The organism is Streptomyces sp. MAI_2237 (assembly GCF_054189285.1).
The window spans coordinates 1,168,058-1,192,197 of the sequence record NZ_JAJPGQ010000009.1 but is presented as its reverse complement, the minus strand read 5'-3'; the positions used below and the strand labels follow the sequence as shown (position 1 = coordinate 1,192,197).

The window sequence follows — 24,140 nt, the reverse complement described above, 5'->3', positions numbered from 1 at the left end:
GCGGTCAGACCGGGAGTAGCCGGGAGATCAACGCGCCGAGCTGGCGGGCGTTGCGGCACTCGTACATGTCCACCAGCTCGGCGTAATCGGGTGCCGCGGAGTCGCCGGTGCCCCACTGCGCGCGCGGCTCGGGGTTCAACCAGTAGACACGACGGGCCCGTTCGGCGATCCGCCGGACGGCGGCCAGGTTCGGGTCGCTCATGTTCGTGCGCGCGTCACCGAGCACGAACAGCGTCGTACGGGGGCCGACGGCGTCGCCGTGGCGCTCGGCGAACTCGCCCAGGGCGACGCCGTAGTCGCTGCTGCCGTGCCAGCCCGTGAGGGTCGCCTCCGCGCGGATCCGGGCGCCGAGCCCCTCCGGGTCGGCCGCGCCGTGTTCCATGAGGCCGGTGACCTCGTCGATGCGGTTGACGAAGGCGAACACGCGCACCCTGCTGAACTGGTCGTGCAGGGCCTGCACCAGCAGCATCGTGAAGTCGGAGAACCCCGACACCGAGCCCGACACGTCGCACAGCAGCACCAGTTCGGGGCGGAAGGGACGGCGCCGGCGCAGCACCGGCTTCATCGGCACCCCGCCCGTCGAAAGCGAGCCGCGCAGGGTCCGCCGCAGGTCGATGCTGCCGCGGGCCGCACGGCGCCGGCGCGCCGCGAGCCGGGTGGCGAGCTTGCGGGCGAGCGGCTGAACGGTCCTGCGCAGCTCGGCCAGTTGGAGCTTGCCCGCGTACAGGAAGTCGACGCGGTCGGGTGTCGTGGCGACCGCGCGCCGGGCCAGCTCGTCCCGGTCGCGCCGCTCGGCGACCCGGCGCCGTGCCTCGACGGCCACCATCGAGCGGAACACCTCGATGCGCCGCCGGATCTCGTCCTCCAGCAGCCGGTCGGTGAACCCCGACGCGCCGTCCCAGGCCCGGACGCTCTCGCGGACGCGGGCCAGCAGCGTCTGCGGCCGCAGCCGCTCCAGCGCCTGGTACGACGACCAGCCCTGCCCCTCGGGCGAGTTGCCGTATCCGCCGAAGCCGTCGACCGCCTCCGCCGCCAACCGCCCCAGCAGCGCGCGGTCGTCGGCCGCGAGGGCCGCCGCGAGCCGGTCGCGCAGATCGTCCCGGCCGGCCGGCTCGCCGTCGGGCGCACCGATGCCGCGCGGGAAGTACAGGTCGAAGACCGGGTCGAACACCGGCCGTTGGGCCGGGCCGTGCAGCAGCGTCGCGGCGAGCCCCTCGCGCAGCAGCTCGCGGTCCGCGAGCCCCAGCGCCGCCACCGCCTGCGCCGCGTCCACGGTCTCACCCGTGCCGATCCTCATGCCGTGCGCGCGCAGCGCCCCGACCAGCGAGGTGAGCCGCTCGGCGACGCCGGGCGCGGTCACACCGCGTCCAGGTCGAGCTTGGCCGTCGCCTTCAGCACGTCGTCGTGGTGCTTGAGGAGCACGCCCAGGGTGTCGCCCACGACGGTCTCGTCCAGGGTGTCCGCGCCCAGCGCGAGAAGGGTGCGCGCCCAGTCGATCGTCTCGGCGACCGACGGGACCTTGCGCAGGTCCATCGCCCGCAGCGCACCGACCACCCGGACCACCGACGCGGCCAGCGCCTCGTCCAGCTCCGGCACCTTCAGCCGTACGATCCGCCGCTCCAGTTCCTCGTCCGGGAAGCCGATGTGGAGGAAGAGGCAGCGGCGGCGCAGGGCCTCGGACAGCTCGCGGCTGGCGTTGGAGGTGAGGACGACGAAGGGGCGGCGGGTCGCGGCGATCGTGCCGAGCTCGGGGACCGTCACCTGGAAGTCGCTGAGGACCTCCAGCAGCAGGCCCTCCACCTCGACGTCCGCCTTGTCGGTCTCGTCGATCAGCAGCACCTTGGGATCGTCGCCGCGGATGGCCGTGAGCAGCGGGCGCGTCAGCAGGAACTCCTCGCTGAAGATGTCCGTGCGCGTCTCGTCCCACGTCTCGTCCCGGCCGGCGCTGATGCGCAGCAGCTGCTTGGCGTGGTTCCACTCGTACAGCGCGCGCGACTCGTCGACGCCCTCGTAGCACTGCAGCCGGACCAGCCGGGCCCGCGCCACCTCCGCGACGGCCTTCGCGAGCTCTGTCTTGCCGACTCCGGCGGGGCCCTCCACCAGCAGGGGCTTGCCGAGCCGGTCGGCGAGGAAGACGGTCGTGGCGACCGCGGGCGAGGCGAGGTAGCCGGTGGTGGCGAGACGTGCGGAGACGTCGTCGACGGACGTGAACAACGGGGCCTCCTGGTGGGCGGCGATGCCGGGCCTACTATCTAAGCGCTTGTTCAGCGCTTCTGTCACGGGGTATCCGCCGCACGGCCGGCATCCCCGCCCGGGACACCGATCGGTTTCCTCGGCGTGGGAGGCGGAGGTAACCTCGCGGGTATGGCCACGACAGAAAAGGCGTCCACCAGGGACCGGCTGCTCGACGCGGCCGCCGAGCTCTTCTACCGCGACGGCGTCTCCATCGGCGTGGAGGCGCTGTGCCGGACGGCCGGTGTCTCGAAGCGGTCGATGTATCAGCTGTTCGACAGCAAGGACGAGGTCCTCGCGGCCAGCCTGGAGCGCCGCGCCCCCGGCTACGCGGCCCAGCTCACGCCCGGCCCCGAGGACGCCGGCACCCCGCGCGAACGCATCCTGTACGTCTTCGAGCAGGTGGAGAAGGCCTCGGTCGGACCCGAGTACCAGGGCTGCCCCTTCCTTGCCGCGCTCGTCGAGCTGAAGGACCCCGAGCACCCGGCGAGCCGGGTGGCCGCCACCGCCAAGCAGCGGCTCCAGGACGCCTTCCGCACCCAGGCGGAGCTCGGCGGAGCCCGCGACCCCGAGCTCCTCGCCCGCCAGCTGATGCTGGTCTTCGACGGGGCCAGCGCCCGCGCCGGCGCCCGCATCGAGACGCTGGACGGCCTGGCCACCGCGACGGCGAGCACCCTCCTGGACGCGGCGGGCCTGCCCGAGTGATCCAGGGCCGATTGTCAGTGCCGCCCGGTACGTTGCGGGCATGGGGATCTACCTGGTGAGTGTCGACGCGGGGGAGTGGTTCGGCGACGACGAGGAGGAGGGCGGCAAGGGGGCGGTCGCGGCCGGCCTCGGCGCGGAGCTGAAGCGGCGCGGCCTGCCGCCGTACGAGCCCGCTCCCGGCAGGGGCGCGGCCTCCTGGTTCGAGGAGAAGCTCAGCCCGCCCATGACCGGGTTCGCCGAGGTGTGCCGAGCACATCTGACGCCGCAGGAACAGCGCGTGCTCGGCGACTGGTCGGTCCTGGTGCCCGTGTCGCTGGCGGAGCCGATAGAGCTGCCGATCGGCTCCGCCTACACGGACACGACGCTGATAGCGGGCGCTCCGCAGGTGCTGGCCCTCGCCGAGCGGCTGGCCGCGGTCATCGGACTGCCCACCGAGGTGCCGGACGCGTCGGAGAACCTCGCCCTGACGTTCTGGTTCCTCGAAGGGGAGGCCGAGGAACTGGCCGCCACCCGCCCCGGGCTGTGGAGCGAGGACCTGGACACGGCCTTCTACGTGGCGGTGTACCTGCGGGCTGCCCAGTTCTCGCTGCGGCACGGCTGCCCCATGACCTACTGCTGACCGGCAGGGGCCGAGGAAAGAGGACGTCACGGCTCCGTGACGAAGGTGACCGTACTGGTGCGGCGCGCCGGGTTTCCCTCGGAGCCCTGAATCGGTACACCCGGTACATGGGGGACAAGAACGGGGGGCTCCGCCGCTGGCGGACCCGGTACAGAGAAGTACTGGACGGCGCCGAGGCCGAGGCCAGGCCCAAAGGGCTCAGGGAACTGGTGCAGCCGGTCGACGAGGTGGCCTACAAGCTGTTCCGCGAGACCTATCCGGAACAGCACCTGCATCTCCAGGTCGCCCTGGGCGCCGCGCAGCGCACCTTCGATCGCCGGACCCGGATCAGCGTCCAGAACGCCCTGCGGTGCGTCGTGCGGACGGTCCTGGACGACCCCCGGCTCGGCGACCGGCCCGACCGGTACCTGGCCGCCTATCTCGACCAGGAGGTCGCCGAGATACGCGGCTGGCTGCGGCAGGACAGCGTGACCGCCGTCAGTCGAGGCCTGAACATCGGCCTGGCCATGGGCGCCGTCGCGGGCATGGCGCTGCTCGCCGTCCCGGTCCTGTGGGGTGTGCCGGTCCTGCGCGTCCTGGGCGTCACCCTCGACTGCGCCAACCGCTGGAGCCTGCTGGGCGCCTTCGTCGCCGGAGGCCTGGGGGCCCTCGGCGCCGTACTGAGCGTCCTGGTCCGGTTGCGGCTCAGCGTCGAGCAGCTGGCGTCCCGGCAGACCGTCGGCAAGGAGCGCACCATCCCGCCGGGCCGGCAACTCGCCCGCAGCCTGCGGCACGAGGGTGTCTACCGGGTCTTCGTCGGCTGGATCCTCGCCCTGGCGGTCTACTTCCTGCTCAGCGGCGGACTGGTCCCCATCTTCGAACTGCCCGCCACCACCGCCCAGATCTGCCCGGCGCCGGGGCACGCCGGGTCCGCCGCAAAGGGCACCGACTTCTGGGTCTTCTGGTGCGCGGTCGGATTCGTGTCCGGCTTCAACGAGCGCTGGGCCTTCGGCATCCTGGGCCGCGACGCGACGCACAGGACCCCCAAAGGCGCCTCCAAGGCCCCCGCCGACGACGCGAACGACACTTGACCGCACCGGCACAGGGCTACGCATTCGGCGCCGGTCCGCCCCCTCCAGCCCGTCCGGCGTTTGAGGACGAGGCCCGTCCAGGGCCGAAGCGGGGGTCTGGGGGCCGCAGGCCCCCCAGGACACGACGCCTGCATGCGCTCAGCCCTGTTCCTCCGGCGGGCCGCTCACCAGAACCACCTCCAGGGTGCGCGGACCGTGCACCCCCTCCACCCGGTCCAGCTCGATGTCACTCGTGGCCGACGGCCCGGAGATCCAGGTCAACGGGCGCGTCGGATCGAGCCGTTCGAGGGCCTGCGGCACGGACGAGACGACCTGCTCCGGGACACGTACGACGCAGATGTGATGGTCGGGGACGAGGGTGATGCGGCGACGGCCCTGGTCCGGGCTGCCGTCGAGCACGATCGTGCCGGTCTCGGCGATGGCGACGGCGCAGCCGGTGACGACACTGTCCAGCCGGTCCAACTCGGCCGGGGTGCTCTCGGCCCGATCGTCAACCCGTCCGGCGTCCGACCCGCCGAGCCACTCCCCGTCCAGGCCCGACGGCACCAGCACGCTCTTCGAGCCGCGCTCGCTCAGCAACCGGCAGATCACATCGGCGAGTTCCGTCGAGCTGGTGCGGTGCACGATCGCCCGATAGTCCGCCAGGTTCTCCGCCAGCAGCTCCACCGTCTCCTCGACGCTCCGCGCCCCGTGCTCGCGCAGATAGTCCCGCTGGACGGCCTGCTCGTACGGCACCTCGTCCGGCGGCACGTCCGCCAGCGCACGCCGGACCCGGCCCAGAATCCTGTCCCTGCTGCTCACTTGGCACCGCCCTTCCCGCCGCCGGTGCGCTGCCACCAGTCCCGGAACGGTTCCGCCGGCACCGTCGGCAGGTCCCGGCTGCCGCTCCACGCCTTGCCGGGCCCGGGGAGCGTGCGTGGATGGAGGCGGCGGGTGCGCGAGGCCATCCGCTGGCCGGTGCGCAGGGCGCCGGGGTGGCTGAAGGCCCAGCGCGCCGCCCGCATGGCGGCCCGCTCGGCGGCATGCCCCTTCGCCGGCTTCAGCACCACCTTGTTGCCCTCCCGGGTGGCCGGTCCGCCCTCGACGATCCGCTCCCTCAGGTGCACCAGCACCTCGGGAATGTCGATGGCGACCGGACACACCTCGTAGCAGGCGCCGCACAGCGACGAGGCGTACGGCAGCGAGGCGTCGATCTCGCTTCCCGTGCCCCGGAGTTGGGGGCTGAGGATGGCGCCGATGGGGCCCGGGTAGACCGAGCCGTAGGCGTGGCCGCCCGCCCGTTCGTACACCGGGCAGACGTTGAGGCAGGCCGAGCAGCGGATGCAGCGCAGCGCCTGGCGGCCGACCTCGTCGGCGAGGGTGTCGGTGCGGCCGTTGTCGAGCAGAACCAGGTGGAAGCTGCGCGGGCCGTCCTCGTCCGTCGTGCCCGTCCACATGCTCGTGTACGGGTTCATGCGCTCGGCCGTCGACGAGCGGGGCAGGGTCTGCAGGAACACCTCCAGGTCCCGCCAGGTGGGCAGGATCTTCTCGATGCCGACGACCGAGATCAGCGTCTCCGGCAGCGTCAGGCACATCCGGCCGTTGCCCTCGGACTCCACGACCACCAGCGTCCCGGTCTCGGCGATCATGAAGTTGGCGCCGGAGATGCCGACCTTGGCGCGCAGGAACTTCTCCCGCAGATGGAGGCGGGCCGCCTCGGCGAGTTCGGCGGGCGTGTCGGTGAGGTCCTCGGGGGCCGGGCGGCCCCACTCGCTCATCTCGGAGCGGAAGATGTCGCGGATCTCGCCGCGGTTGCGGTGGATGGCGGGGACGAGGATGTGCGAGGGCCGGTCCTTGCCCAACTGCACGATCAGCTCGGCGAGATCGGTCTCGTAGGCGCGGATGCCCTCGGCCTCCAGCGCCTCGTTGAGCCCGATCTCCTGCGTGGCCATGGACTTGACCTTGACGACCTCCGACTCGCCGGTCGCCTTGACCAGGTCGGCCACGATCCGGTTGGCCTCGTCGGTGTCCGCGGCCCAGTGCACGGTGCCACCCGCGGCCGTGACCGACTCCTCCAACTGCACCAGATAGCGGTCGAGATGACGGAGCGTATGATCCTTGATCCGCTTGCCCGCCTCCCGCAGGAGCGCCCAGTCCGACACCTCGGCGACGGCCGTGGCCCGCTTGGCGCGGATCGTGTGCGTGGCGTGCCGGAGGTTGCCGCGCAGGGTCTCGTTCCGCACGGCCTCGTGCGCCGCCTTCGGGAAGGCCGGCATCCCCAGATACGTGCCGCTCATGCCGCCGGCTCCTCCTCCGTGCTCGCCAGGATCTCCGCGATGTGCACCGGCCGCATGCCGGTGCTCAGCCGCGCCATCGTGCCGCCGATGTGCATCAGGCAGGAGTTGTCGGCCGCGCACAGCACCTCCGCGCCCGTCGAGGCGGCGTTGCGCACCTTGTCGGCGCCCATGGCCGCGGAGACGTCCGCGTTCTTCAGCGCGAAGGTCCCGCCGAAACCGCAGCACTCCTCCGCCCCCGGCAACTCGACCAGCTCCAGGCCCTTCACGGCCCGCAACAGCCGGCGCGGCCGGTCGCCGAGCCCCAGACCGCGCAGCCCGTGGCAGGTCGGGTGGTACGTCACCTTGTGCGGGTAGTACGCCCCGACGTCCGTCACTCCCAGCACGTCCACCAGGAACTCGGTCAGCTCGTACGTCTTCGGCACGACCGGCGCCAGCGTGGCCGCGAGGGAGTCCCCGCGGCCCTCGGCCCGCGCCCGCTCACCCATCCGCGGATACAGCTCCCGCACCATCGCCCCGCACGATCCGGACGGCGTGACGATCGCCTCGTACTCCCCGAAGACATCGGAGAAATGCCGGGCCAGCGGCTCCGCCTCATGGCGGTAGCCGGTGTTGTAGTGCGCCTGCCCGCAGCAGGTCTGGGCCATCGGGAAGTCGACCTCGACGCCCAGCCTGGTCAGCAGCTTCACCACGGCGCGCCCGGTGTCCGGATAGAGCGTGTCGTTGACGCAGGTCAGGAACAGGGCGACACGCATCGCGGCTCCTTGTGTTCGATCATCGGATGAGTGAAGGGTAGACCGGGGTGTGGGGTCCGCGGGAGACCCGGCTCACCCCCCGGCGAGCCGGTCCTGGGCCTCCCGCCAGCGCGCGGTGTCGCCCCGCGGCTCGTAGCGGGTGAGCGGCTGGGTACGGGCGAGCAGGCGCCGCCCGCTCGCCAGGTCGCCCACCAGCCCGTGCGCCCGGGCCTGGACCAGCACGTTGCCGAACGCGGCGGCCTCGGTCGGGCCCGCCACCACGGGCAGCCCGCACGCGTCGGCGGTCAGCTGGCACAGCAGGGCGTTGCGGGTGCCGCCGCCCACCACGTGCACGACGTCCACGGGGTGACCGGCCAGCCGCTGGGCGTCCTCGACGGCCCTGCGGTGCGCGAGGGCGAGCGAGTCGAGGATGCAGCGGGTGATCTCGGCGGGCGTCCCGGGCACCGGCTGCCCGGAGGCGCGGCACGCGTCGGCGATCCGCTCCGGCATCCGGCCCGGTGCCAGGAACGCCGCGTCGCCCGCGTCCACCACCGACCGCAGCGCCGGCACCTTCGCCGCCTCCAGCAGCAGGGTGCTCAACTCCGGCTCGCCCCAGGCCCGCAGGCACTCCTGGAGCAGCCACAGCCCCATGATGTTGCGCAGGTAGCGGACCGTGCCGTCCAGCCCCAGCTCGTTGGTGAAGTTGGCGGTCCGGCTCTCCTCGCTCAGCACCGGCGCGTCCAGCTCCAGACCCGCCAGCGACCAGGTCCCGGTGCAGATGTACGCGAACCGCTCGCCGTCGGCCGGCACGGCGGCCACGGCGGACGCCGTGTCGTGCGACCCGACCGCCGTCACCGGCACCGGCCCGCGCAACCCCGTCTCCTCCAGCACCTCCGGCCGCAGCACCCCCGCCGGATCGCCCGGCGGGCGCAGCGGCGCGAACAGGCCGAGGTCGACGCCCAGCCGGGAGGCGATCTCGTGCGACCACGTGCGGGTGCGCGGGTCGATCAGCTGGGTCGTCGAGGCGTTGGTCAGCTCGGTGCCCTGCTCGCCCGTCAGCCAGTACGAGAGCAGATCGGGGATCAGCAACAGCCGCTGAGCGGCACGCAGTTGGGCTGAATTACGGGCGGCGACCAACTGGTACAGCGTGTTGAAGGGCGCGTACTGCAGGCCGGTCGCCGCGTACAGCTCCTCGGCGGGCACGGTCGCCCACACCTTCTCCGCGACGCCCTCGGTGCGGGAGTCCCGGTAGTGCACGGGGTTGCCGAGCAGCGCACCGTCGGCGTCGAGCAGCCCGTAGTCCACCGCCCAGCTGTCGACGCCGACCGAGTCGACCTGCCCGGCCGCCCGCAGGCCGTCCAGCACACCCCCGTACAGAGCGAGGACGTCCCAGCGCAGGCCCTCCGGAACGCGCACCGGCCGGTTCACGAACCGGTGCGCCTCGGTGAGCTCCAGGGTGTCGGGGCCGACGCGGCCGACCATGACACGTCCGCTGGACGCGCCGAGGTCGACCGCGGCGTACGACTTCACGAGGGCGCTCACCGCAGGAAGGCGGCCGCGACGCCGGCGTCGACCGGGACGTGCAGCCCGGTGGTGTGCGTCAACTCCCCGCCGGTCAGGGCGAACACGGCGTTGGCCACATGCTCGGGCAGCACCTCGCGCTTGAGGATGGTCCGCTGCGCGTAGAACTCGCCCAGCTTCTCCTCCGGCACCCCGTACACGGCCGCGCGCTGCGCGCCCCAGCCGCCCGCGAAGATCCCGGAACCGCGCACCACACCGTCCGGGTTGACCCCGTTGACGCGGATGCCGTGCTCACCCAACTCGGCAGCAAGCAACCGTACTTGATGAGCCTGGTCGGCCTTGGTGGCGGAGTAGGCGATGTTGTTGGGGCCGGCGAACACGGCGTTCTTGGAGGCGATGTAGACGATGTCGCCGCCCAGCTCCTGCGCGGTCATCACCCGGGCCGCCTCCCGCGAGACCAGGAAGGAACCGCGGGCCATGATGTCGTGCTGCAGGTCCCAGTCCTTCGCCGACGTCTCCAGCAGCGGCTTGGAGATGGAGATACCGGCGTTGTTGACCACCAGGTCGACCCCGCCGAAGGCGAGGACGGCCGCCTTGAACGCCTCGGCGATCTGCTCCTCGGACGTCACGTCGACACCCACGGCGACGGCCTTGTCCGGCCCGCCCAACTCCTCCGCCACCTGGGCGGCGTTGTCCACGTTCAGGTCCGCGACCACCACACAGGCACCCTCGGCGACCAGCCGCTGCGCGATCGCCTTCCCGATGCCGCTGCCCGCACCCGTCACCAGCGCCACCCGCGTCGCCAGCGGCTTCGGCGCGGGCATCCGCTGCAGCTTGGCCTCCTCCAGCGCCCAGTACTCGATGCGGAACTTCTCGGACTCCTCGATCGGCGCGTACGTCGACACGGCCTCGGCACCGCGCATCACGTTGATGGCGTTGACGTAGAACGCCCCGGCCACCCGGGCCGTCTGCTTGTCCTTGCCGAAGGAGAACATGCCGACACCCGGGACCAGCACGATCGCCGGGTCCGCGCCGCGCATGGCGGGGGAGTCGGGCAGGGCGTGCCGCCGGTAGTAGGCCGCGTACTCCTCGCGGTACTCGGCGTGCAGCTCCTTCAGCCGGGCGACGGCCTCCTCCAGCGGGGCACCCGGCGGCACGTCGAGGACGAGCGGGCGCACCTTGGTCCGCAGGAAGTGGTCCGGGCATGAGGTGCCGAGGGCGGCCAGCCGCGGGTGCTCGGCGCGCGCCAGGAACTCCAGCACGGCCTCGGAGTCGTCGAAGTGCCCGACCTGCGGCTTGTCCTGGGAGGCGACGGCCCGGACGTACGGCGCGAGAGCCGCCGCCCGCTCGCGACGCTCCGCGGGCTCCAGCGCCGCGTACCCGTCGATCACCGGGCCGAAGGGTTCCGACCTGCCCCTGTCCGCGAGGAACGCCTCGGCGGTCCGGATGATGTGCAGCGAGTTGCGCTCGCACTCCTCCGAGGTGTCGCCCCACGCCGTGATCCCGTGCCCGCCCAGGACGCAGCCGATGGCCTGCGGGTTGGCCTCCTTGACCGCGGCGATGTCCAGCCCCAGCTGGAAACCGGGCCGCCGCCACGGCACCCACACCACCGTGTCGCCGAAGCACTCGGCGGTCAGCTTCTCCCCGTCGGCGGCGCAGGCGAGCGCGATCCCGGAGTCGGGGTGCAGATGGTCGACGTGCGCGGCCTCCACGAGCCCGTGCATGGCCGTGTCGATGGACGGGGCGGCACCGCCCTTGCCGTGCAGGCAGTAGTCGAACGCGGCGACCATCTCATCCTCGCGCTGCACGCCCGGATAGACGCCCTTCAGCGCCCGCAGCCGGTCCAGCCGCAGGACAGCCAGTCCGGCCTCGGTGAGCGTGCCGAGGTCGCCACCGGACCCCTTGACCCACATCAGCTCGACGTCACCGCCGGTCACGGGGTCGGTGTCGGTGCCCTTGGCGGAGGCGTTGCCGCCGGCGTAGTTGGTGTTGCGGGGATCGGAGCCGAGCCGGTGGGAGCGGGCCAGGAGGGCGGCGGCTTCGGGGTGCGGTGCCATGAGCGGGTCTCTTCCTTGCGTCGTCGGGACGGTGCGGGTGTACGCGAGGCGGGGTCAGGCGCCCCAGCCGGCTTGGGTGCCGCCGACACGCTCGGCGGTGATGCGCTGCGGCCATCCGGAGCGGTGGTAGGCGGCGATGGGGTCGGGGTCGAGGCCCATCTCGGTGCGGATGTCGGCGAGGAGGGGGCGGACGTCGGTGTTGTAGGCGTCCATGACGACGGCGTTGGCGGCCAGGACATCGCCTTCGCGCTGGGCGGTGGCGAGCGCGTCGCGGTCGACGAGGAGCGCTTTCGCGGTGGCTTCCTGGACGTTCATCACGGAGCGGATGATGGCGGGGATCTTGGTTTCGATGTTGTGGCACTGGTCGAGCATGAAGGCGACGTCGGAGGAGAGGCCGCCGCCGCGGACGACTTCGTACATGATGCGGAAGAGCTGGAAGGGGTCGGCGGCGCCGACCATGAGGTCGTCGTCGGCGTAGAAGCGGGAGTTGAAGTCGAACCCGCCGAGCTTGTTCTCGCGCAGCAGGGTGGCGACGATGAACTCGATGTTCGTCCCGGGTGCGTGGTGTCCGGTGTCGACGACGACCTGGGCCTTCTCGCCCAGCTTCAGGCAGTGCGCATAGGCGGTGCCCCAGTCCGGGACGTCGGTGGTGTAGAAGGCGGGCTCGAAGAACTTGTACTCCAGCAGCATCCGCTGTTCGTCGCTGAGGCGTGCGTAGACCTCGGTCAGGCCTTCGGCGAGGCGGTCCTGGCGGGCGTGGATGTCGTCCTGGCCGGGGTAGTTCGTGCCGTCGGCGAACCACAGCTTGAGATCCCGTGATCCGGTGGCGTCCATGATGTCGACGCATTCCAGCAGGTGGTCGACGGCCTTGCGGCGCACGGCGGCGTCCGGGTGGCAGATGCTGCCGAGCTTGTAGGCGTCGTCCTGGAAGGTGTTGGAGTTGATCGTCCCCAGCTTCACACCGTGGTCCTGAGCGAACTTCGCCAACGCGGCGTAGTCGTCCACCTTGTCCCACGGGATGTGCAAAGCCACCGTCGGCGCCACACCCGTGAATTCGTGCACCTTCGCCGCGTCCGCGAGCTTCTCCCAGGGGTCGCGGGGAACCCCGGGCTGGGCGAACACCTTGAACCGGGTCCCGGAGTTGCCGTAGGCCCACGACGGGGTTTCGATCCGCTGGGCCGCGAGCGCTGCCTTCGCGGCGGACAGGTCTGGCATGACCACCTCTGCACACTGTTTGAATCGTTTCAGGGAAAGTAGCCGCAGGTTCGCGACGACGTCAAGGTGTCGGGGCGAACCTGCCGAGTCGGCATCGTGAGACGGAAAGCTTTCGCCCGTCGGAACCCTTGACTGACGGCCGTGTCACCTTCACGATGCGTGAAACGTTTCACGCAACCTCTCGATATCAGTGACACGTGCCATCACCCACGTGCCATCACCGAATGTCCGGGGACGGCCCGCCGTATCACCGCCGTCCGGGAGAAGGAGACCGTCCGATGAGGGTCACGGCCCCTGTTCTCGAACACCACCGCGAGCCCGTCGGCATCGGCGAGTCCCGGCCCCGCCTGAGCTGGCGCACCGAGACCGACGCGCCGGACTGGACGCAGCGGGCCTACCGCGTCGAGATCACCGATGCCGACGGCACGGTCCTCACCGACACCGGGCGCATCGAGGGCTCCGACTCTGTGCTGGTGGACTGGCCGGGCCCGCGGCTCGGCTCCCGCAGCCGGGTCGGGGTACGGGTCCAGGTGTGGGGCGAGGGTGCGGAGGCGTCCGGCTGGTCCCCGCTCACGCGGGCCGAGACGGGACTGCTCGACCGGTCCGACTGGACCGCCCGCCCCGTCACCCCCGAACGCGACGCGTCCGACGTCCCCCTCCCGGTGGCGCTGCTGCACCGCACCTTCTCCCTCCGCAAGGCGGTCGCGTCGGCACGGCTGTACATCACCGCGTACGGCGTCTACGAGGCCGAGATCAACGGCAGTACCGTCGGCGACCATGTCCTCGCCCCCGGCTGGACCTCGTACCACCACCGCCTGCGCTACCAGACCTTCGACGTCACCTCACTCTTGCGCGAGGGCGACAACGCGATCGGCGCGCTGCTCGGCGAGGGCTGGTACACCGGCCGGCTCGGCTTCGGCGGCGGCCGCCGCAACCTCTTCGGCGACCGGCGCGCCCTCCTCGCCCAACTGGAGGTCACCCACCCCGACGGAACCGTCACCACCGTCGCCACCGACGCGACATGGCGCGCCACGACCGGGGCCGTCCTGCGCTCGGAGATCTACGACGGCGAGGTCTACGACGCCCGGCTCGTGCGCCCCGGGTGGTCCGCACCCGGCCACGATCTCGCCGACTGGACATCCGTCACCGAACTTCCTCTCCCCGAAGCCGAGTTGGTGGCGCCGATGGGCCCTCCCGTGCGCCGCACCCAGACCGTCGCTCCGCTCGACGTGATCACCACACCGTCCGGCAGGACCGTCCTCGACTTCGGCCAGAACCTCGTCGGACGCCTGCGCATCCGCGTGTCGGGCCCGGCCGGGCACACGGTCACCCTGCGCCACGCCGAAGTGCTGGAACACGGCGAACTCGGCGTCCGGCCCCTGCGGCACGCCGCCGCCACCGACACGTACACGCTCGCCGGCACGGGCGTGGAGACGTACGAACCCCGTTTCACCTTCCACGGCTTCCGGTACGCCGAAGTCGAGGGCTGGCCGGGCGAGTTCGACCCGGCCGCCGTCGAAGCCGTGGTCCTGCACACCGACATGGCGCGCACCGGCTGGTTCGCGTGCTCGCACGACCTGGTCGACCGGCTCCACGAGAACGTCGTCCAGGGAATGCGCGGCAACTTCCTGGACGTGCCCACCGACTGCCCGCAGCGCGACGAACGCCTCGGCTGGACCGGCGACATCCAGGTCTTCGGCCCCACCGCGTCGTTCCTGTACGACTGCTCCGGCATGCTCGGCGGCTGGCTGCGCGACCTCGCCGCCGAACAGCTCGCCCGGGCCGACCGGATCCCGCCGCTGGTCGTGCCCGACGTCCTGCCGTTCGACTTCGGCGGCACCCCGCACGCCGTGTGGGCCGACGTGGCGGTGCTGCTGCCGTGGACGCTGTACCGGCGTTTCGGCGACCTCGGGGTGCTGCGCGCCCAGTATCCGAGCATGCGCGCCTGGATGGAGGTGGCGGCCCGGCTCACCGAGGAGGGCGGCGGCCTGTGGCGGCAGGACTTCCAGCTCGGCGACTGGCTGGACCCGGCGGCGCCGCCCGAGGACCCGGGGGCCGCCCGCACCGACGGCGACCTCGTCGCCAACGCCTACGTCGCCCGCTCGGCCGACGTCCTCGCCGAGACGGCACGGCTGCTCGGGGAGAAGGACGACGCCGTGCGCTACGAGGAGCTCGCACGGTCCGTACGGGCGGCGTTCACCGAGGAGTTCGTCACCCCGGCCGGACGGCTCGCCAGTGACGCCCAGACGGCGTACGCGCTGGCGCTGTGCTTCGCCCTGCTGCCCACGGAACGCCAACGGCGGGGAGCAGCCGAGCGGTTGGCGTTCATCGTGCGCAAGGCCGGCTTCCGCATCGCCACCGGATTCGCCGGCACGCCGCTGATCTGCGACGCGTTGTGCGCGGGCGGGGAGCCGCAGTTGGCGTACCGGATGCTGCTGGAGGAGGGCTGCCCGTCCTGGCTGTACCCGGTGACGATGGGGGCCACCACCGTGTGGGAACGCTGGGGCTCGATGCTGCCCGACGGCAGCATCAACCCGGGCGAGATGACCTCCTTCAACCACTACGCCCTCGGTGCCGTCGCCGACTGGCTCCACCGCACGGTCGCCGGCCTGGAGGCCGCCGAACCCGGCTGGCGCCGGCTGCGGATCGCCCCCGTGCCCGGCGGCGGCCTCACCTACGCGCGGGCGGCGCACGAGACGCCGTACGGGCGGGCCGAGACGGGCTGGCGGATCGAGGAGGACACCCTGGTGATCGAGGTTCTGGTGCCGCCCAATACGCGCGCCGAGATCCGCCTCCCCGGCGAGGACGAGCCGTTCGAGGTCGGCTCGGGCCGACGCACCTTCCGACGGCCGTACACCGCACCAGCCTGGCCGCCGCCGGCGATCCGGCATCCGTTCTCCGCCCCGGAGTGACCGTGCCGTCGGCGGTGCTCAGGCGAGGAGCGCCGGCCTCAGCACCTCCTCGCACCACTGGCGGAAGCCGGTCGGGCTCGGTCGCGCGGTGCGGTGCTCCTCGTCGTAGGCCCCCTCGTTCTGGGCGACGGCCATGTCGGCCACACCCTGGGCCGAGGCCTCGCTCGCCCCGTTGTCGAGCATCATCGACTTGTACGCGTCGAGGGGAAGCTGCTGGTACCGGACCGCCCGCTCCAGCACGTCGCTGAGGACCGCCGCCATGCCGTCGGGCGTGAGGGAGTCGGGGCTGACCACGGGTACACCGCCCTGTCCGCTCCACGAGGCGTCCAGCAGCAGCTCGGCGCCTCGTGCGGCGATGTCGCGGGTGGCGACGAGCGCGAGGGTGCGGTCCCGGTCGCTCGGCAGGAAGAAGGTGCCCCGGCTCTTGATCGCGTCGACTTGGCGGAGCAGGTTCTCCATGAAGAACGGAGGCCTGAGCGCCCGGGACTTCACGCCCGTGGCGGCGATCAGTTCCTCGGCGGCGCGCGCGGCCGACAGGTGCCCGGCGTTCTTCTCGATGCCGCGGCCCATGGTCGACACGCTGACGACCCGGTCGACGCCGTTCGCGACGATCGCCTCGCACGCCGACCGTGTCGGGTCCAGGTAGTGGCGCTCGAGGTCCTCCGTGCGGTGGTCCGGCGGGATCACCCAGAACACGGCCTCCGCGCCGGTGAAGGCCGCCATGAGGACACCCGGGTCGGTGTGCGAGCCCTGGACGACCTCGACCCGCTCGCGCACCTCGGGGGAGAGCCGGCCGGGATCCCGCGCGATCAGGCGGACGGGGTGCCCGGCGTCCAGGACCCGGTCGACGACCTGTCCGCCGATCTGACCGGTGGGCGTGGTGATGACAAACATGGGGAAGCTCCAAAAGGGTTCGCGGGAAACGCGGTGCACGCCCGTCACCTGGGCCGGCATCGGGGGCCGCGCACCTCGATCCTGTGCCCGGACGCGCCCGCGGGGAAGGATCGGCCGGGTCCCGCTTGTTACCCTCCGGGTAACACCGAACGGAGGTGCCAGGCCATGGAGTCCCGGTCACTGCGCTACTTCGTCGCCGTGGCGGAGGAACTCAACTTCGCCCGCGCGGCCGAACGGCTGGGCATCTCCGCCCCGCCCCTGTCCCGCGCCATCCGCAAGCTCGAGGCGGACCTCGGTATCACCCTCTTCGAGCGCACCACCCACAGCGTCGCCCTCACCCCGTCCGGCACCGTCCTCCTCTCGGAGGCCCGGATCGCCCTGGACGCCCTCCAGGCGGCCGGCCGGCGCGCCCAGCGTGCGGCCGACCCGAGCCCCAAGCTCGTCCTGGCGGTCAAGGCCGACGGTGACGCGGGTCTGCTGGAACCCTTGCTGGCCCGCTTCGCCGCCGAGCCGGAGGCCCGGCCCGTCACGGTCCGCCTCTCCGGCTGGGGCGAGCAGGTCAGACTGCTGCGCGAGGGCGAGGCGGACGCGGCGCTCCTGTACGGCCCCTTCGACCAGACGGGCCTGGACGCCGAAGTGGTGACCGTCGAACCCCGCCTCGCCGCTCTCCCCGTCACCCACCCACTCGCGGACCGGGACGACATCACCCTCGCCGACCTCGCCCTGCCCGGCGTCGTACCCGGCGACTCGCACGGCCTGTGCCGTTACCTGGACATGATGATGGAGCGGCACTCGATCGCGGACCTCGCCCAGCTCCTCGCGCTCGTGGAACTCGGCAAGCTGGTGACCCTGCTCCCGGAGTCGGTCACGAGCCGCTATCCGCGCCCGGGCGTCCTCTATCGCAACGTCCCGGACGCCCCACCGGCCACCCTCTGCATCGCCTGGCCCCAGCAGTCCCGCTCGACGGCCACGGCGGCACTCGTCCGAGCGGCCACCTCGGTGGCCCAGTGCTCGGAGGCGGCGGCATGAAGTACATGATCCTCATGTACGCCGACCCGGCGGCGACCGAGGCCATGACGCCCGCGGAACGCGCGGACGTCTTCCAGCGGCACGAGGCCCTCCACGAGGACCTGCGGGGCACCGGCGAGATGCTGAACGGCGCCGGACTGGCCTACCCGCGCGACACGACCACCCTCCGGTACGGCGAAGAAGCCGCGACCGGGACGAGCGGCCCGCTCACCGGAGCGACCGAACAGCTCACCGCCTACTACGTGGTCGAGTGCGCCACCCCGGAGCGGGCGCGGGAGATCGCCGGGCGCGTCCTCGACTTCCATGTCGTCGCCGTCGAGGTGCGGCCTGTCCACGACTCGTTCGGCATGGGCGAGGACTGACCTGCCGGGCCTGCCTCAGGCACCCCAGCCGGCCTGCTGCCCTCCGACCCGCTCCTCGACGATCTTCTCCGCCCATCCGGAGCGGTGGTAGGCGGCGATGGGGTCGGGGTCGAGGCCCATCTCGGTGCGGATGTCGGCGAGGAGGGGGCGGACGTCGGTGTTGTAGGCGTCCATGACGACGGCGTTGGCGGCCAGCACATCGCCTTCGCGCTGGGCGGTGGCGAGCGCGTCGCGGTCGACGAGGAGCGCTTTCGCGGTGGCTTCCTGGACGTTCATCACGGAGCGGATGATGGCGGGGATCTTGGTTTCGATGTTGTGGCACTGGTCGAGCATGAAGGCGACGTCGGAGGAGAGGCCGCCGCCGCGGACGACTTCGTACATGATGCGGAAGAGCTGGAAGGGGTCGGCGGCGCCGACCATGAGGTCGTCGTCGGCGTAGAAGCGGGAGTTGAAGTCGAACCCGCCGAGCTTGTTCTCGCGCAGCAGGGTGGCGACGATGAACTCGATGTTCGTCCCGGGTGCGTGGTGTCCGGTGTCGACGACGACCTGGGCCTTCTCGCCCAGCTTGAGGCAGTGGGCGTAGGCGGTGCCCCAGTCCGGGACGTCGGTGGTGTAGAAGGCGGGCTCGAAGAACTTGTACTCCAGCAGCATCCGCTGTTCGTCGCCGAGGCGTGCGTAGACCTCGGTCAGGCCTTCGGCGAGGCGGTCCTGGCGGGCGTGGATGTCGTCCTGGCCGGGGTAGTTCGTGCCGTCGGCGAACCACAGCTTGAGATCCCGTGATCCGGTGGCGTCCATGATGTCGACGCATTCCAGCAGGTGATCCAGTGCCTTGCGGCGCACGGCGGCGTCCGGGTGGCAGATGCTGCCGAGCTTGTAGGCGTCGTCCTGGAAGGTGTTGGAGTTGATCGCCCCCAGCTTCACACCGTGGTCCTGGGCGAACTTCGCCAACGCGGCGTAGTCGTCCACCTTGTCCCACGGGATGTGCAAAGCCACCGTCGGCGCCACACCCGTGACGGCGTGCACCTGGGCCGCGTCGGCCAGCTTCTCCTGGGGGGTGCGGGGGACTCCCTGCTGGGCGAACACCTTGAACCGGGTCCCCGAGTTCCCGTACGCCCACGACGGCGTCTCGACTGCCTGGGTCTTCAGCGCGGTCTTCACCGCGGCGAGCTCGGTCACTTCAGGGCTCCTGTGACGTCGGGCCGGAATGGCGTCCGTACGGCTTCCGGATGAATCGATTCAGGAAGCGAAGCTTAGAACGCTCCGTAGGAGTGTCAAGCGTTCGGGCGCACTCTGTTGCCCGTAGCCTCACCGTGACCTTTGGCTCTCGGAGGGCTCTCGAAATTTTTTCGGGGCTCACCCATTGACGTGACATGGCGTACGCGCCTAACGTCCCGGCAACCAAGTTGAAACCTTTCACGACGTCGCGAGGTGCTTCCCGGGCGTCGTCGAGGAGCCCCTCATGACCCACCCGTCCGACACGGGTCCGGCCCCGGTGCTGGCGCTCGAGGACATCTCGAAGTCCTTCGGGGCCGTGCGTGCCCTGCGGGACGTGTCCCTGGAGCTGTTCCCCGGAGAGGTGCACGCCCTCGCCGGAGAGAACGGCGCGGGCAAGTCGACCCTGATCAAGACGCTCGCCGGCGTCCACCGGCCGGACGCCGGCCGGGTGCTGCTCGACGGTCAGCCCGTCGTCTTTCACGGACCCGGTGACGCTCGCGACGCGGGCATCGCCGTCATCTACCAGGAGCCCACGCTCTTCCCCGACCTTTCGATCGCCGAGAACATCTTCATGGGCCGCCAGCCCCGGCGTGCGCTGGGCCGGATCGACCACAAGGCCACGCACACCGCGACGCTGCGGCTGATGAAGCGGCTCGGCGTCGAACTCGACCCCGACCGCCCGGCGCGCGGCCTGTCCATCGCCGACCAGCAGATCGTGGAGATCGCCAAGGCGCTCTCCTTCGACGCCCGCGTCCTGATCATGGACGAGCCGACGGCCGCCCTGACCGGCAGCGAGGTGGCCCGGCTCTTCGGTGTCGTGCGCACTCTGCGCGAGCAGGGCGCCGCCGTGCTGTTCATCTCCCACCGGCTGGAGGAGATCTTCGAGATCTGCCAGCGGGTCACCACCCTGCGCGACGGCGCCTGGATCGCCAGCGAGCCGGTCGAAGGCATGACGGAGGACGACCTCGTACGGCGCATGGTCGGACGCGACCTCGAGGAGCTGTATCCCAAGCAGGACGTCGAGCCCGGTCAAGTCGCCCTGAGTGTCCGGCGGTTGACCCGTGAGGGCGTTTTCACCGACGTCTCCTTCGAGGTCCGGCACGGCGAGATCGTCGGCCTCGCCGGCCTCGTCGGCGCCGGCCGCACCGAGGTGGCCCGGGCCGTCTTCGGCATCGACCGCTGGGATGCCGGCGAGGTCGAGGTCGAGGGCCGCAGGCTCACCAACGGCGCCCCGTCGACCGCGATGGCCGCCGGGCTCGCCCTCGTCCCCGAGGACCGGCGCGCCCAGGGCCTGGTGATGGGCATGTCCATCGAGCGCAACATCGGCCTCACCGGACTCCGCACGACCGTACGGGCCGGCCTGATGGACCGCGGCGCCGAACGCGACCGGTCCCTGGACTGGGCGGTCAAGCTCCAGGTGAAGTACGCCCGGATCGCCGACGCCGTCTCCACCCTGTCCGGCGGAAACCAGCAGAAGGTCGTCCTGGCCAAGTGGCTCGCCACCGCCCCCAAGGTACTGATCGTCGACGAGCCCACCCGGGGCATCGACGTCGGCACCAAGGCCGAGGTGCACCGTCTGCTCAGCCGGCTCGCCGCCGACGGCGTCGCCGTTCTGATGATCTCCTCCGACCTGCCCGAGATCCTCGGCATGGCCGACCGCGTGCTCGTCATGCACGAGGGCCGGCTCACCGCCGAGATCCCACGCGCCGAAGCCACCGAGGAAACCGTGATGGCCGCAGCCACCGGGAGGGCCGCCGCATGACGGTGACCACTTCCCACGAGACCCCCGTCGCCGAGGTGCCCAAGTCCAGCGGCACCCGGCTCGTCGACCGCGTCTTCAAGATGCGCGAACTCGCCATCCTGGTCGTCTTCCTGGTGATGATCGGCATCACCCAGGCCGGCAACAGCGAGTTCCTGTCCGAGCAGGGCATCAAGGACCTGCTGCTGAACGCCACCATCCTGGTGCTGGTCGCCACCGGCCAGTCCCTGGTGGTGATCACGAGGAACGTCGACCTGTCCGTCGGCTCGACCCTCGGCATCTGCGCCTTCGCGGCCGGTGACTATCTGCACGGCGGCGGCAGTTCGGTGATCGCCATCCTCCTGGCGGTCCTGATGGGCGTCGGGTTCGGCCTGCTCAACGGCCTGCTCGTCAGCCTCGGCCAGGTGCCCGCGCTCGTCGTCACCCTCGGCACGCTGTACATCATCCGCGGCATCGACTCCATCTGGGTCGGCTCCCGCCAGATCACGGCGGCCGACCTGCCCGGCGGCTTCGTGGACTTCGGCTCCGGAGGCATCTCCGCGGTGCCGTACCTCGCGCTGATCGCGCTGGCGGTGCTGGTGGCGACGGCGTACTACCTCAAGCACTTCGGCAGCGGGCGCGAGCTGTACGCGCTCGGCTCCAACCCGGAGGCCGCCCGGCTCGCCGGCATTCCCGTCCGCAAGCGGATCCTCGCCGCCTACACCTTCTGCGGCGGACTCGCGGGCCTCGCCGGTGCCATGTACCTGGCCCGCTTCGGCAACGTCGACTCCGGGACCGGCACCGGCTACGAACTCACCGTGGTCAGCGCGGTCGTGGTCGGCGGCGTGGTCTTCACGGGAGGCTCCGGCAGCGTGTACGGGGCCGCGCTCGGCGCCCTGCTGCTGACCTCCATCAACAGCGTGCTGCCCGCCCTCGGCGTCAGCTCGGTCTGGGTGCTCGCCATCAACGGCATCCTGCTCATCCTCGCCATCGCGGTCGACCGGATCGTCGCGCTGCGCGTGGCCTCCGCCCTGAAGAAGAGGAACGCCCGCAATGCCTGAGTCCCTCACGCGCGCGGTCCGCTGGGACACGGTCGTCGGCGCGCTGCTGATCCTGCTGCTCCTGCTGTCGTTCGGCACCGTCGACGGGTTCGGCAACGCCCTCAATCTGTCGTTCCTGATCGGCAACACCCTGCCCATCGCGCTGATCGCCCTGCCGATGACCCTGCTGGTCGTCGCCGGTGAGATCGACCTGTCCGTCGCCTCCACCGCCGGCCTGTCCGGCGCGGTGATGGGCAAGCTGTGGAACGACGGCATGGCGATCGAGACGATCATCCCGCTGTGCCTGCTGCTCGGTGTCGTCTGCGGGCTCGTCAACGGCCTGCTGGTGACCCGGCTCGGACTGCCCTCCCTCGCCGTCACCATCGGCACCCTCGCCGCCTACCGGGGCATCGCGCAGATCGTGCTCGGCTCGGACGCGGTGACCGACTTCCCCACCCAGTACCTGGACTTCGCGTCCGGACGCCTCGGGAACACCTTCCTCCCGCAGGCTTTCCTGCCCTTCCTCGTCCTGCTCGCCATCGCCGTCGTGGTGCTGCACGCCACGCCGTTCGGGCGGTCGCTGTTCGCGATCGGCGCGAGCGAGGAGGCGGCGCGGTTCGCCGGGATCAGGGTCAAGCGGCACAAGCTGATCCTGTTCACGGTGACCGGCCTGATGGCCTCCCTCACCGGGATCTTCTGGGCGCTGCACTACGCCAGCGCCCGCTACGACAACGCCACCGGGCTCGAACTGTCCGTCGTCGCCGCGGTGCTGCTCGGCGGCATCGACTTCGACGGCGGCCGGGGCACCCTCGGCGGCGCCATCGCGGGCGTCTTCCTGCTCGGAGCGCTGCAGAACGTGATGAGTCTGCTGAACGTCTCCGCCCAGTCGCAGATCGTCGTCACCGGCGTTCTGCTCGTCATCTCCGTGCTCGGCCCCCGGGTCGCACGGCAAATCTCCGTCGCGAGGGCGGGACGCAGAGCCGCCGCCTCGACTCCGACGTCGTAACTCCTCACCCTCGTAAAGGAAACCCCACCATGCGCAAGTCATCCGTCCGTCGTTCCTGCGCGGCCCTCGCCGCCGGCACCTCGCTCGCCCTCGCGCTGACCGCCTGCGGCGGCACCACCAAGAACAACTCCGGCAGCGACAACGCCTCCGCCGCCTCGACCGCGAAGGCCGACCCGAACGCCGCGCTGAAGAAGGGCCTGACCGTCGGCTTCCTGCCCAAGCAGGTCAACAACCCGTACTTCACCTCCGCCGACAAGGGCGGCGAGAAGGCGCTGACCGAACTCGGCAGCAAGTACAAGGAGGTCGGCCCCTCCAGCGCCACCGACACCGCCGGCCAGGTCTCCTACGTCAACACGCTCACCCAGCAGCAGGTCAACGCGATGGCCGTGTCCGCGCAGGACCCGGGCGCCCTGTGCACCGCGCTGAAGCAGGCCATGAAGAACGACATCAAGGTCGTCACCTACGACTCCGACACCAAGCCCGACTGCCGCAACGCCTTCGTCTCCCAGGCCTCCGCCGAGGACCTCGGCCGCACCGAGGTGCAGCTGCTCGCCCAGCAGATCGGCTACAAGGGCGAGATCGCGATCCTGTCCGCCGCCCAGACCGCCACGAACCAGAACACCTGGATCGGGTACATGAAGGACGAGCTGAAGGACCCGAAGTACAAGAACGTCAAGCTGGTGAAGATCGCCTACGGCAACGACGACGCCCAGGGCCTCCTTCCAGCAGACCCAGGGGCTGCTCCAGCAGTACCCGAACCTGAAGGGGATCATCTCCCCGACCACCGTCGGCATCAAGGCCGCCGCCCAGTACCTGTCCGGCTCCAAGTACAAGGGCAAGGTCAAGCTGACCGGCCTCGGCACCCCCAACGACATGCGCAAGTACGTCAAGAACGGCACCGTCGACGGCTTCGAGCTGTGGGACCCGGCCAAGCTCGGCGACCTGGCCGCCCGTACAGCCGTCGCGCTGTCCTCCGGTCAGATCACCGGCAAGGAGGGCGAGACCTTCAAGGCCGGCTCGACCACGTACACCATCGGCAAGGACGGCGTGATCACCCTCGGCAAGCCGACCGTGTTCACCGCCAAGAACATCGACCAGTTCAACTTCTGATCCCCTCACCACCCCTGCGGGAGCTGGTACTTCCATGCAGCGCGTCTGTTTCCTCCTCAAGGTCCGCGAGGACCGGATCGCCGAGTACCGCGAACGCCACGCCGCCGTGTGGCCGGAGATGCGCGAGGCGCTCTCCGCCACCGGCTGGCACAACTACTCCCTCTTCCTGCGCGACGACGGCCTGCTCGTCGGCTACCTGGAGACCGAGAACTTCGACGCCGCGCTCGCCGGCATGGAGGCGACCGAGGTCAACGCCCGCTGGCAGGAAGAGATGGGGCCGTTCTTCGAGTCGCTGGACGGCGCCCGGCCCGACGAGGCCATGAAACCGCTCACCGAGGTGTTCCACCTCGCCTGACCCCGACCCGCCGACCGCCCCGCTGATCGTCCCCACCCCCGCTGATCGTCCCC

20 protein-coding genes and 1 pseudogene are annotated in these 24,140 nt (G+C 71.2%); 11 read left to right on the top strand and 10 right to left on the bottom strand.

What is annotated here, in order from left to right:
- Positions 1-4: 4 nt before the first annotated feature.
- Both LN251_RS40810 and LN251_RS40805 read right to left on the bottom strand, forming a co-directional pair.
- The gene (locus LN251_RS40810; RefSeq protein WP_458249179.1) at positions 5-1,360 is read right to left on the bottom strand and encodes a vWA domain-containing protein; all 1,356 of its coding nucleotides are present in this window, start codon (positions 1,358-1,360) and stop codon (positions 5-7) included.
- Complete coding sequence (locus tag LN251_RS40805; protein WP_458249538.1) at positions 1,357-2,214, bottom strand: AAA family ATPase; 858 nt, start codon at positions 2,212-2,214, stop codon at positions 1,357-1,359. Before LN251_RS40805 ends, LN251_RS40810 begins: the two co-directional genes overlap by 4 nt.
- A gap of 150 nt (positions 2,215-2,364) precedes the next feature.
- On the opposite strand from LN251_RS40805, the gene LN251_RS40800 reads away from it, so the two are divergent.
- The 3 genes from LN251_RS40800 (at position 2,365) to LN251_RS40790 (ending at position 4,626) form a co-directional block, all read left to right on the top strand.
- Positions 2,365-2,937 (top strand): TetR/AcrR family transcriptional regulator, encoded by a 573-nt coding sequence (locus LN251_RS40800; RefSeq protein ID WP_458249178.1) that lies wholly within the window; start codon positions 2,365-2,367, stop codon positions 2,935-2,937.
- Between the two features lie 40 nt (positions 2,938-2,977).
- Positions 2,978-3,556: a hypothetical protein gene (locus LN251_RS40795; RefSeq protein ID WP_458249177.1), complete on the top strand. Its 579-nt coding sequence runs from the start codon at positions 2,978-2,980 to the stop codon at positions 3,554-3,556.
- Between the two features lie 107 nt (positions 3,557-3,663).
- Complete coding sequence (locus tag LN251_RS40790) at positions 3,664-4,626, top strand: hypothetical protein (protein ID WP_458249176.1); 963 nt, start codon at positions 3,664-3,666, stop codon at positions 4,624-4,626.
- A gap of 138 nt (positions 4,627-4,764) precedes the next feature.
- Here LN251_RS40790 and LN251_RS40785 read toward each other — a convergent pair whose 3' ends face one another.
- From LN251_RS40785 to rhaI (LN251_RS40760), 6 genes are all read right to left on the bottom strand, one after another.
- The gene (locus LN251_RS40785; protein ID WP_458249175.1) at positions 4,765-5,427 is read right to left on the bottom strand and encodes a LutC/YkgG family protein; all 663 of its coding nucleotides are present in this window, start codon (positions 5,425-5,427) and stop codon (positions 4,765-4,767) included.
- Positions 5,424-6,902: a LutB/LldF family L-lactate oxidation iron-sulfur protein gene (locus LN251_RS40780; protein ID WP_458249174.1), complete on the bottom strand. Its 1,479-nt coding sequence runs from the start codon at positions 6,900-6,902 to the stop codon at positions 5,424-5,426. The genes LN251_RS40785 and LN251_RS40780 overlap by 4 nt, the downstream gene beginning before the upstream one ends.
- The gene (locus LN251_RS40775; RefSeq protein ID WP_458249173.1) at positions 6,899-7,654 is read right to left on the bottom strand and encodes a (Fe-S)-binding protein; all 756 of its coding nucleotides are present in this window, start codon (positions 7,652-7,654) and stop codon (positions 6,899-6,901) included. Before LN251_RS40775 ends, LN251_RS40780 begins: the two co-directional genes overlap by 4 nt.
- Positions 7,655-7,726: 72 nt before the next feature.
- Positions 7,727-9,175 (bottom strand): rhamnulokinase, encoded by a 1,449-nt coding sequence (locus LN251_RS40770; protein ID WP_458249172.1) that lies wholly within the window; start codon positions 9,173-9,175, stop codon positions 7,727-7,729.
- Complete coding sequence (locus tag LN251_RS40765; protein ID WP_458249171.1) at positions 9,172-11,211, bottom strand: bifunctional aldolase/short-chain dehydrogenase; 2,040 nt, start codon at positions 11,209-11,211, stop codon at positions 9,172-9,174. The genes LN251_RS40770 and LN251_RS40765 overlap by 4 nt, the downstream gene beginning before the upstream one ends.
- Before the next feature lie 54 nt (positions 11,212-11,265).
- The gene (rhaI, locus tag LN251_RS40760; protein WP_458249170.1) at positions 11,266-12,426 is read right to left on the bottom strand and encodes an L-rhamnose isomerase; all 1,161 of its coding nucleotides are present in this window, start codon (positions 12,424-12,426) and stop codon (positions 11,266-11,268) included.
- A gap of 278 nt (positions 12,427-12,704) precedes the next feature.
- On the opposite strand from rhaI (LN251_RS40760), the gene LN251_RS40755 reads away from it, so the two are divergent.
- Positions 12,705-15,338 carry a family 78 glycoside hydrolase catalytic domain gene (locus tag LN251_RS40755; protein WP_458249169.1) on the top strand — a complete coding sequence of 878 codons (2,634 nt, stop codon included), beginning with the start codon at positions 12,705-12,707 and terminating at the stop codon, positions 15,336-15,338.
- A gap of 18 nt (positions 15,339-15,356) precedes the next feature.
- On the opposite strand, the gene LN251_RS40750 is transcribed toward LN251_RS40755, so the two are convergent.
- Positions 15,357-16,232: an NmrA family NAD(P)-binding protein gene (locus LN251_RS40750; RefSeq protein WP_458249168.1), complete on the bottom strand. Its 876-nt coding sequence runs from the start codon at positions 16,230-16,232 to the stop codon at positions 15,357-15,359.
- 165 nt (positions 16,233-16,397) lie between these two features.
- On the opposite strand from LN251_RS40750, the gene LN251_RS40745 reads away from it, so the two are divergent.
- Both LN251_RS40745 and LN251_RS40740 read left to right on the top strand, forming a co-directional pair.
- The gene (locus LN251_RS40745; protein ID WP_458249167.1) at positions 16,398-17,261 is read left to right on the top strand and encodes a LysR family transcriptional regulator; all 864 of its coding nucleotides are present in this window, start codon (positions 16,398-16,400) and stop codon (positions 17,259-17,261) included.
- Positions 17,258-17,623 carry a YciI family protein gene (locus tag LN251_RS40740; protein WP_362993928.1) on the top strand — a complete coding sequence of 122 codons (366 nt, stop codon included), beginning with the start codon at positions 17,258-17,260 and terminating at the stop codon, positions 17,621-17,623. The genes LN251_RS40745 and LN251_RS40740 overlap by 4 nt, the downstream gene beginning before the upstream one ends.
- Positions 17,624-17,638: 15 nt before the next feature.
- On the opposite strand, the gene rhaI (LN251_RS40735) is transcribed toward LN251_RS40740, so the two are convergent.
- Positions 17,639-18,799 (bottom strand): L-rhamnose isomerase, encoded by a 1,161-nt coding sequence (gene rhaI, locus LN251_RS40735; RefSeq protein WP_458249166.1) that lies wholly within the window; start codon positions 18,797-18,799, stop codon positions 17,639-17,641.
- Positions 18,800-19,082: 283 nt separating this feature from the next.
- Between rhaI (LN251_RS40735) and LN251_RS40730 the strand changes: the two genes are divergently transcribed.
- The 5 genes and pseudogenes from LN251_RS40730 (at position 19,083) to LN251_RS40710 (ending at position 24,087) form a co-directional block, all read left to right on the top strand.
- Positions 19,083-20,600 carry a sugar ABC transporter ATP-binding protein gene (locus LN251_RS40730; protein ID WP_458249165.1) on the top strand — a complete coding sequence of 506 codons (1,518 nt, stop codon included), beginning with the start codon at positions 19,083-19,085 and terminating at the stop codon, positions 20,598-20,600.
- A complete protein-coding gene (locus LN251_RS40725) occupies positions 20,597-21,637 on the top strand; it encodes an ABC transporter permease (RefSeq protein ID WP_458249164.1) in 1,041 nt (346 codons plus the stop codon). The genes LN251_RS40730 and LN251_RS40725 overlap by 4 nt, the downstream gene beginning before the upstream one ends.
- Positions 21,630-22,622 (top strand): ABC transporter permease, encoded by a 993-nt coding sequence (locus LN251_RS40720; RefSeq protein ID WP_058921447.1) that lies wholly within the window; start codon positions 21,630-21,632, stop codon positions 22,620-22,622. Before LN251_RS40725 ends, LN251_RS40720 begins: the two co-directional genes overlap by 8 nt.
- Before the next feature lie 29 nt (positions 22,623-22,651).
- A pseudogene (rhaS, locus tag LN251_RS40715) lies at positions 22,652-23,732 on the top strand (rhamnose ABC transporter substrate-binding protein).
- Positions 23,733-23,766: 34 nt separating this feature from the next.
- Complete coding sequence (locus LN251_RS40710) at positions 23,767-24,087, top strand: L-rhamnose mutarotase (RefSeq protein ID WP_458249163.1); 321 nt, start codon at positions 23,767-23,769, stop codon at positions 24,085-24,087.
- Positions 24,088-24,140: the final 53 nt, after the last annotated feature.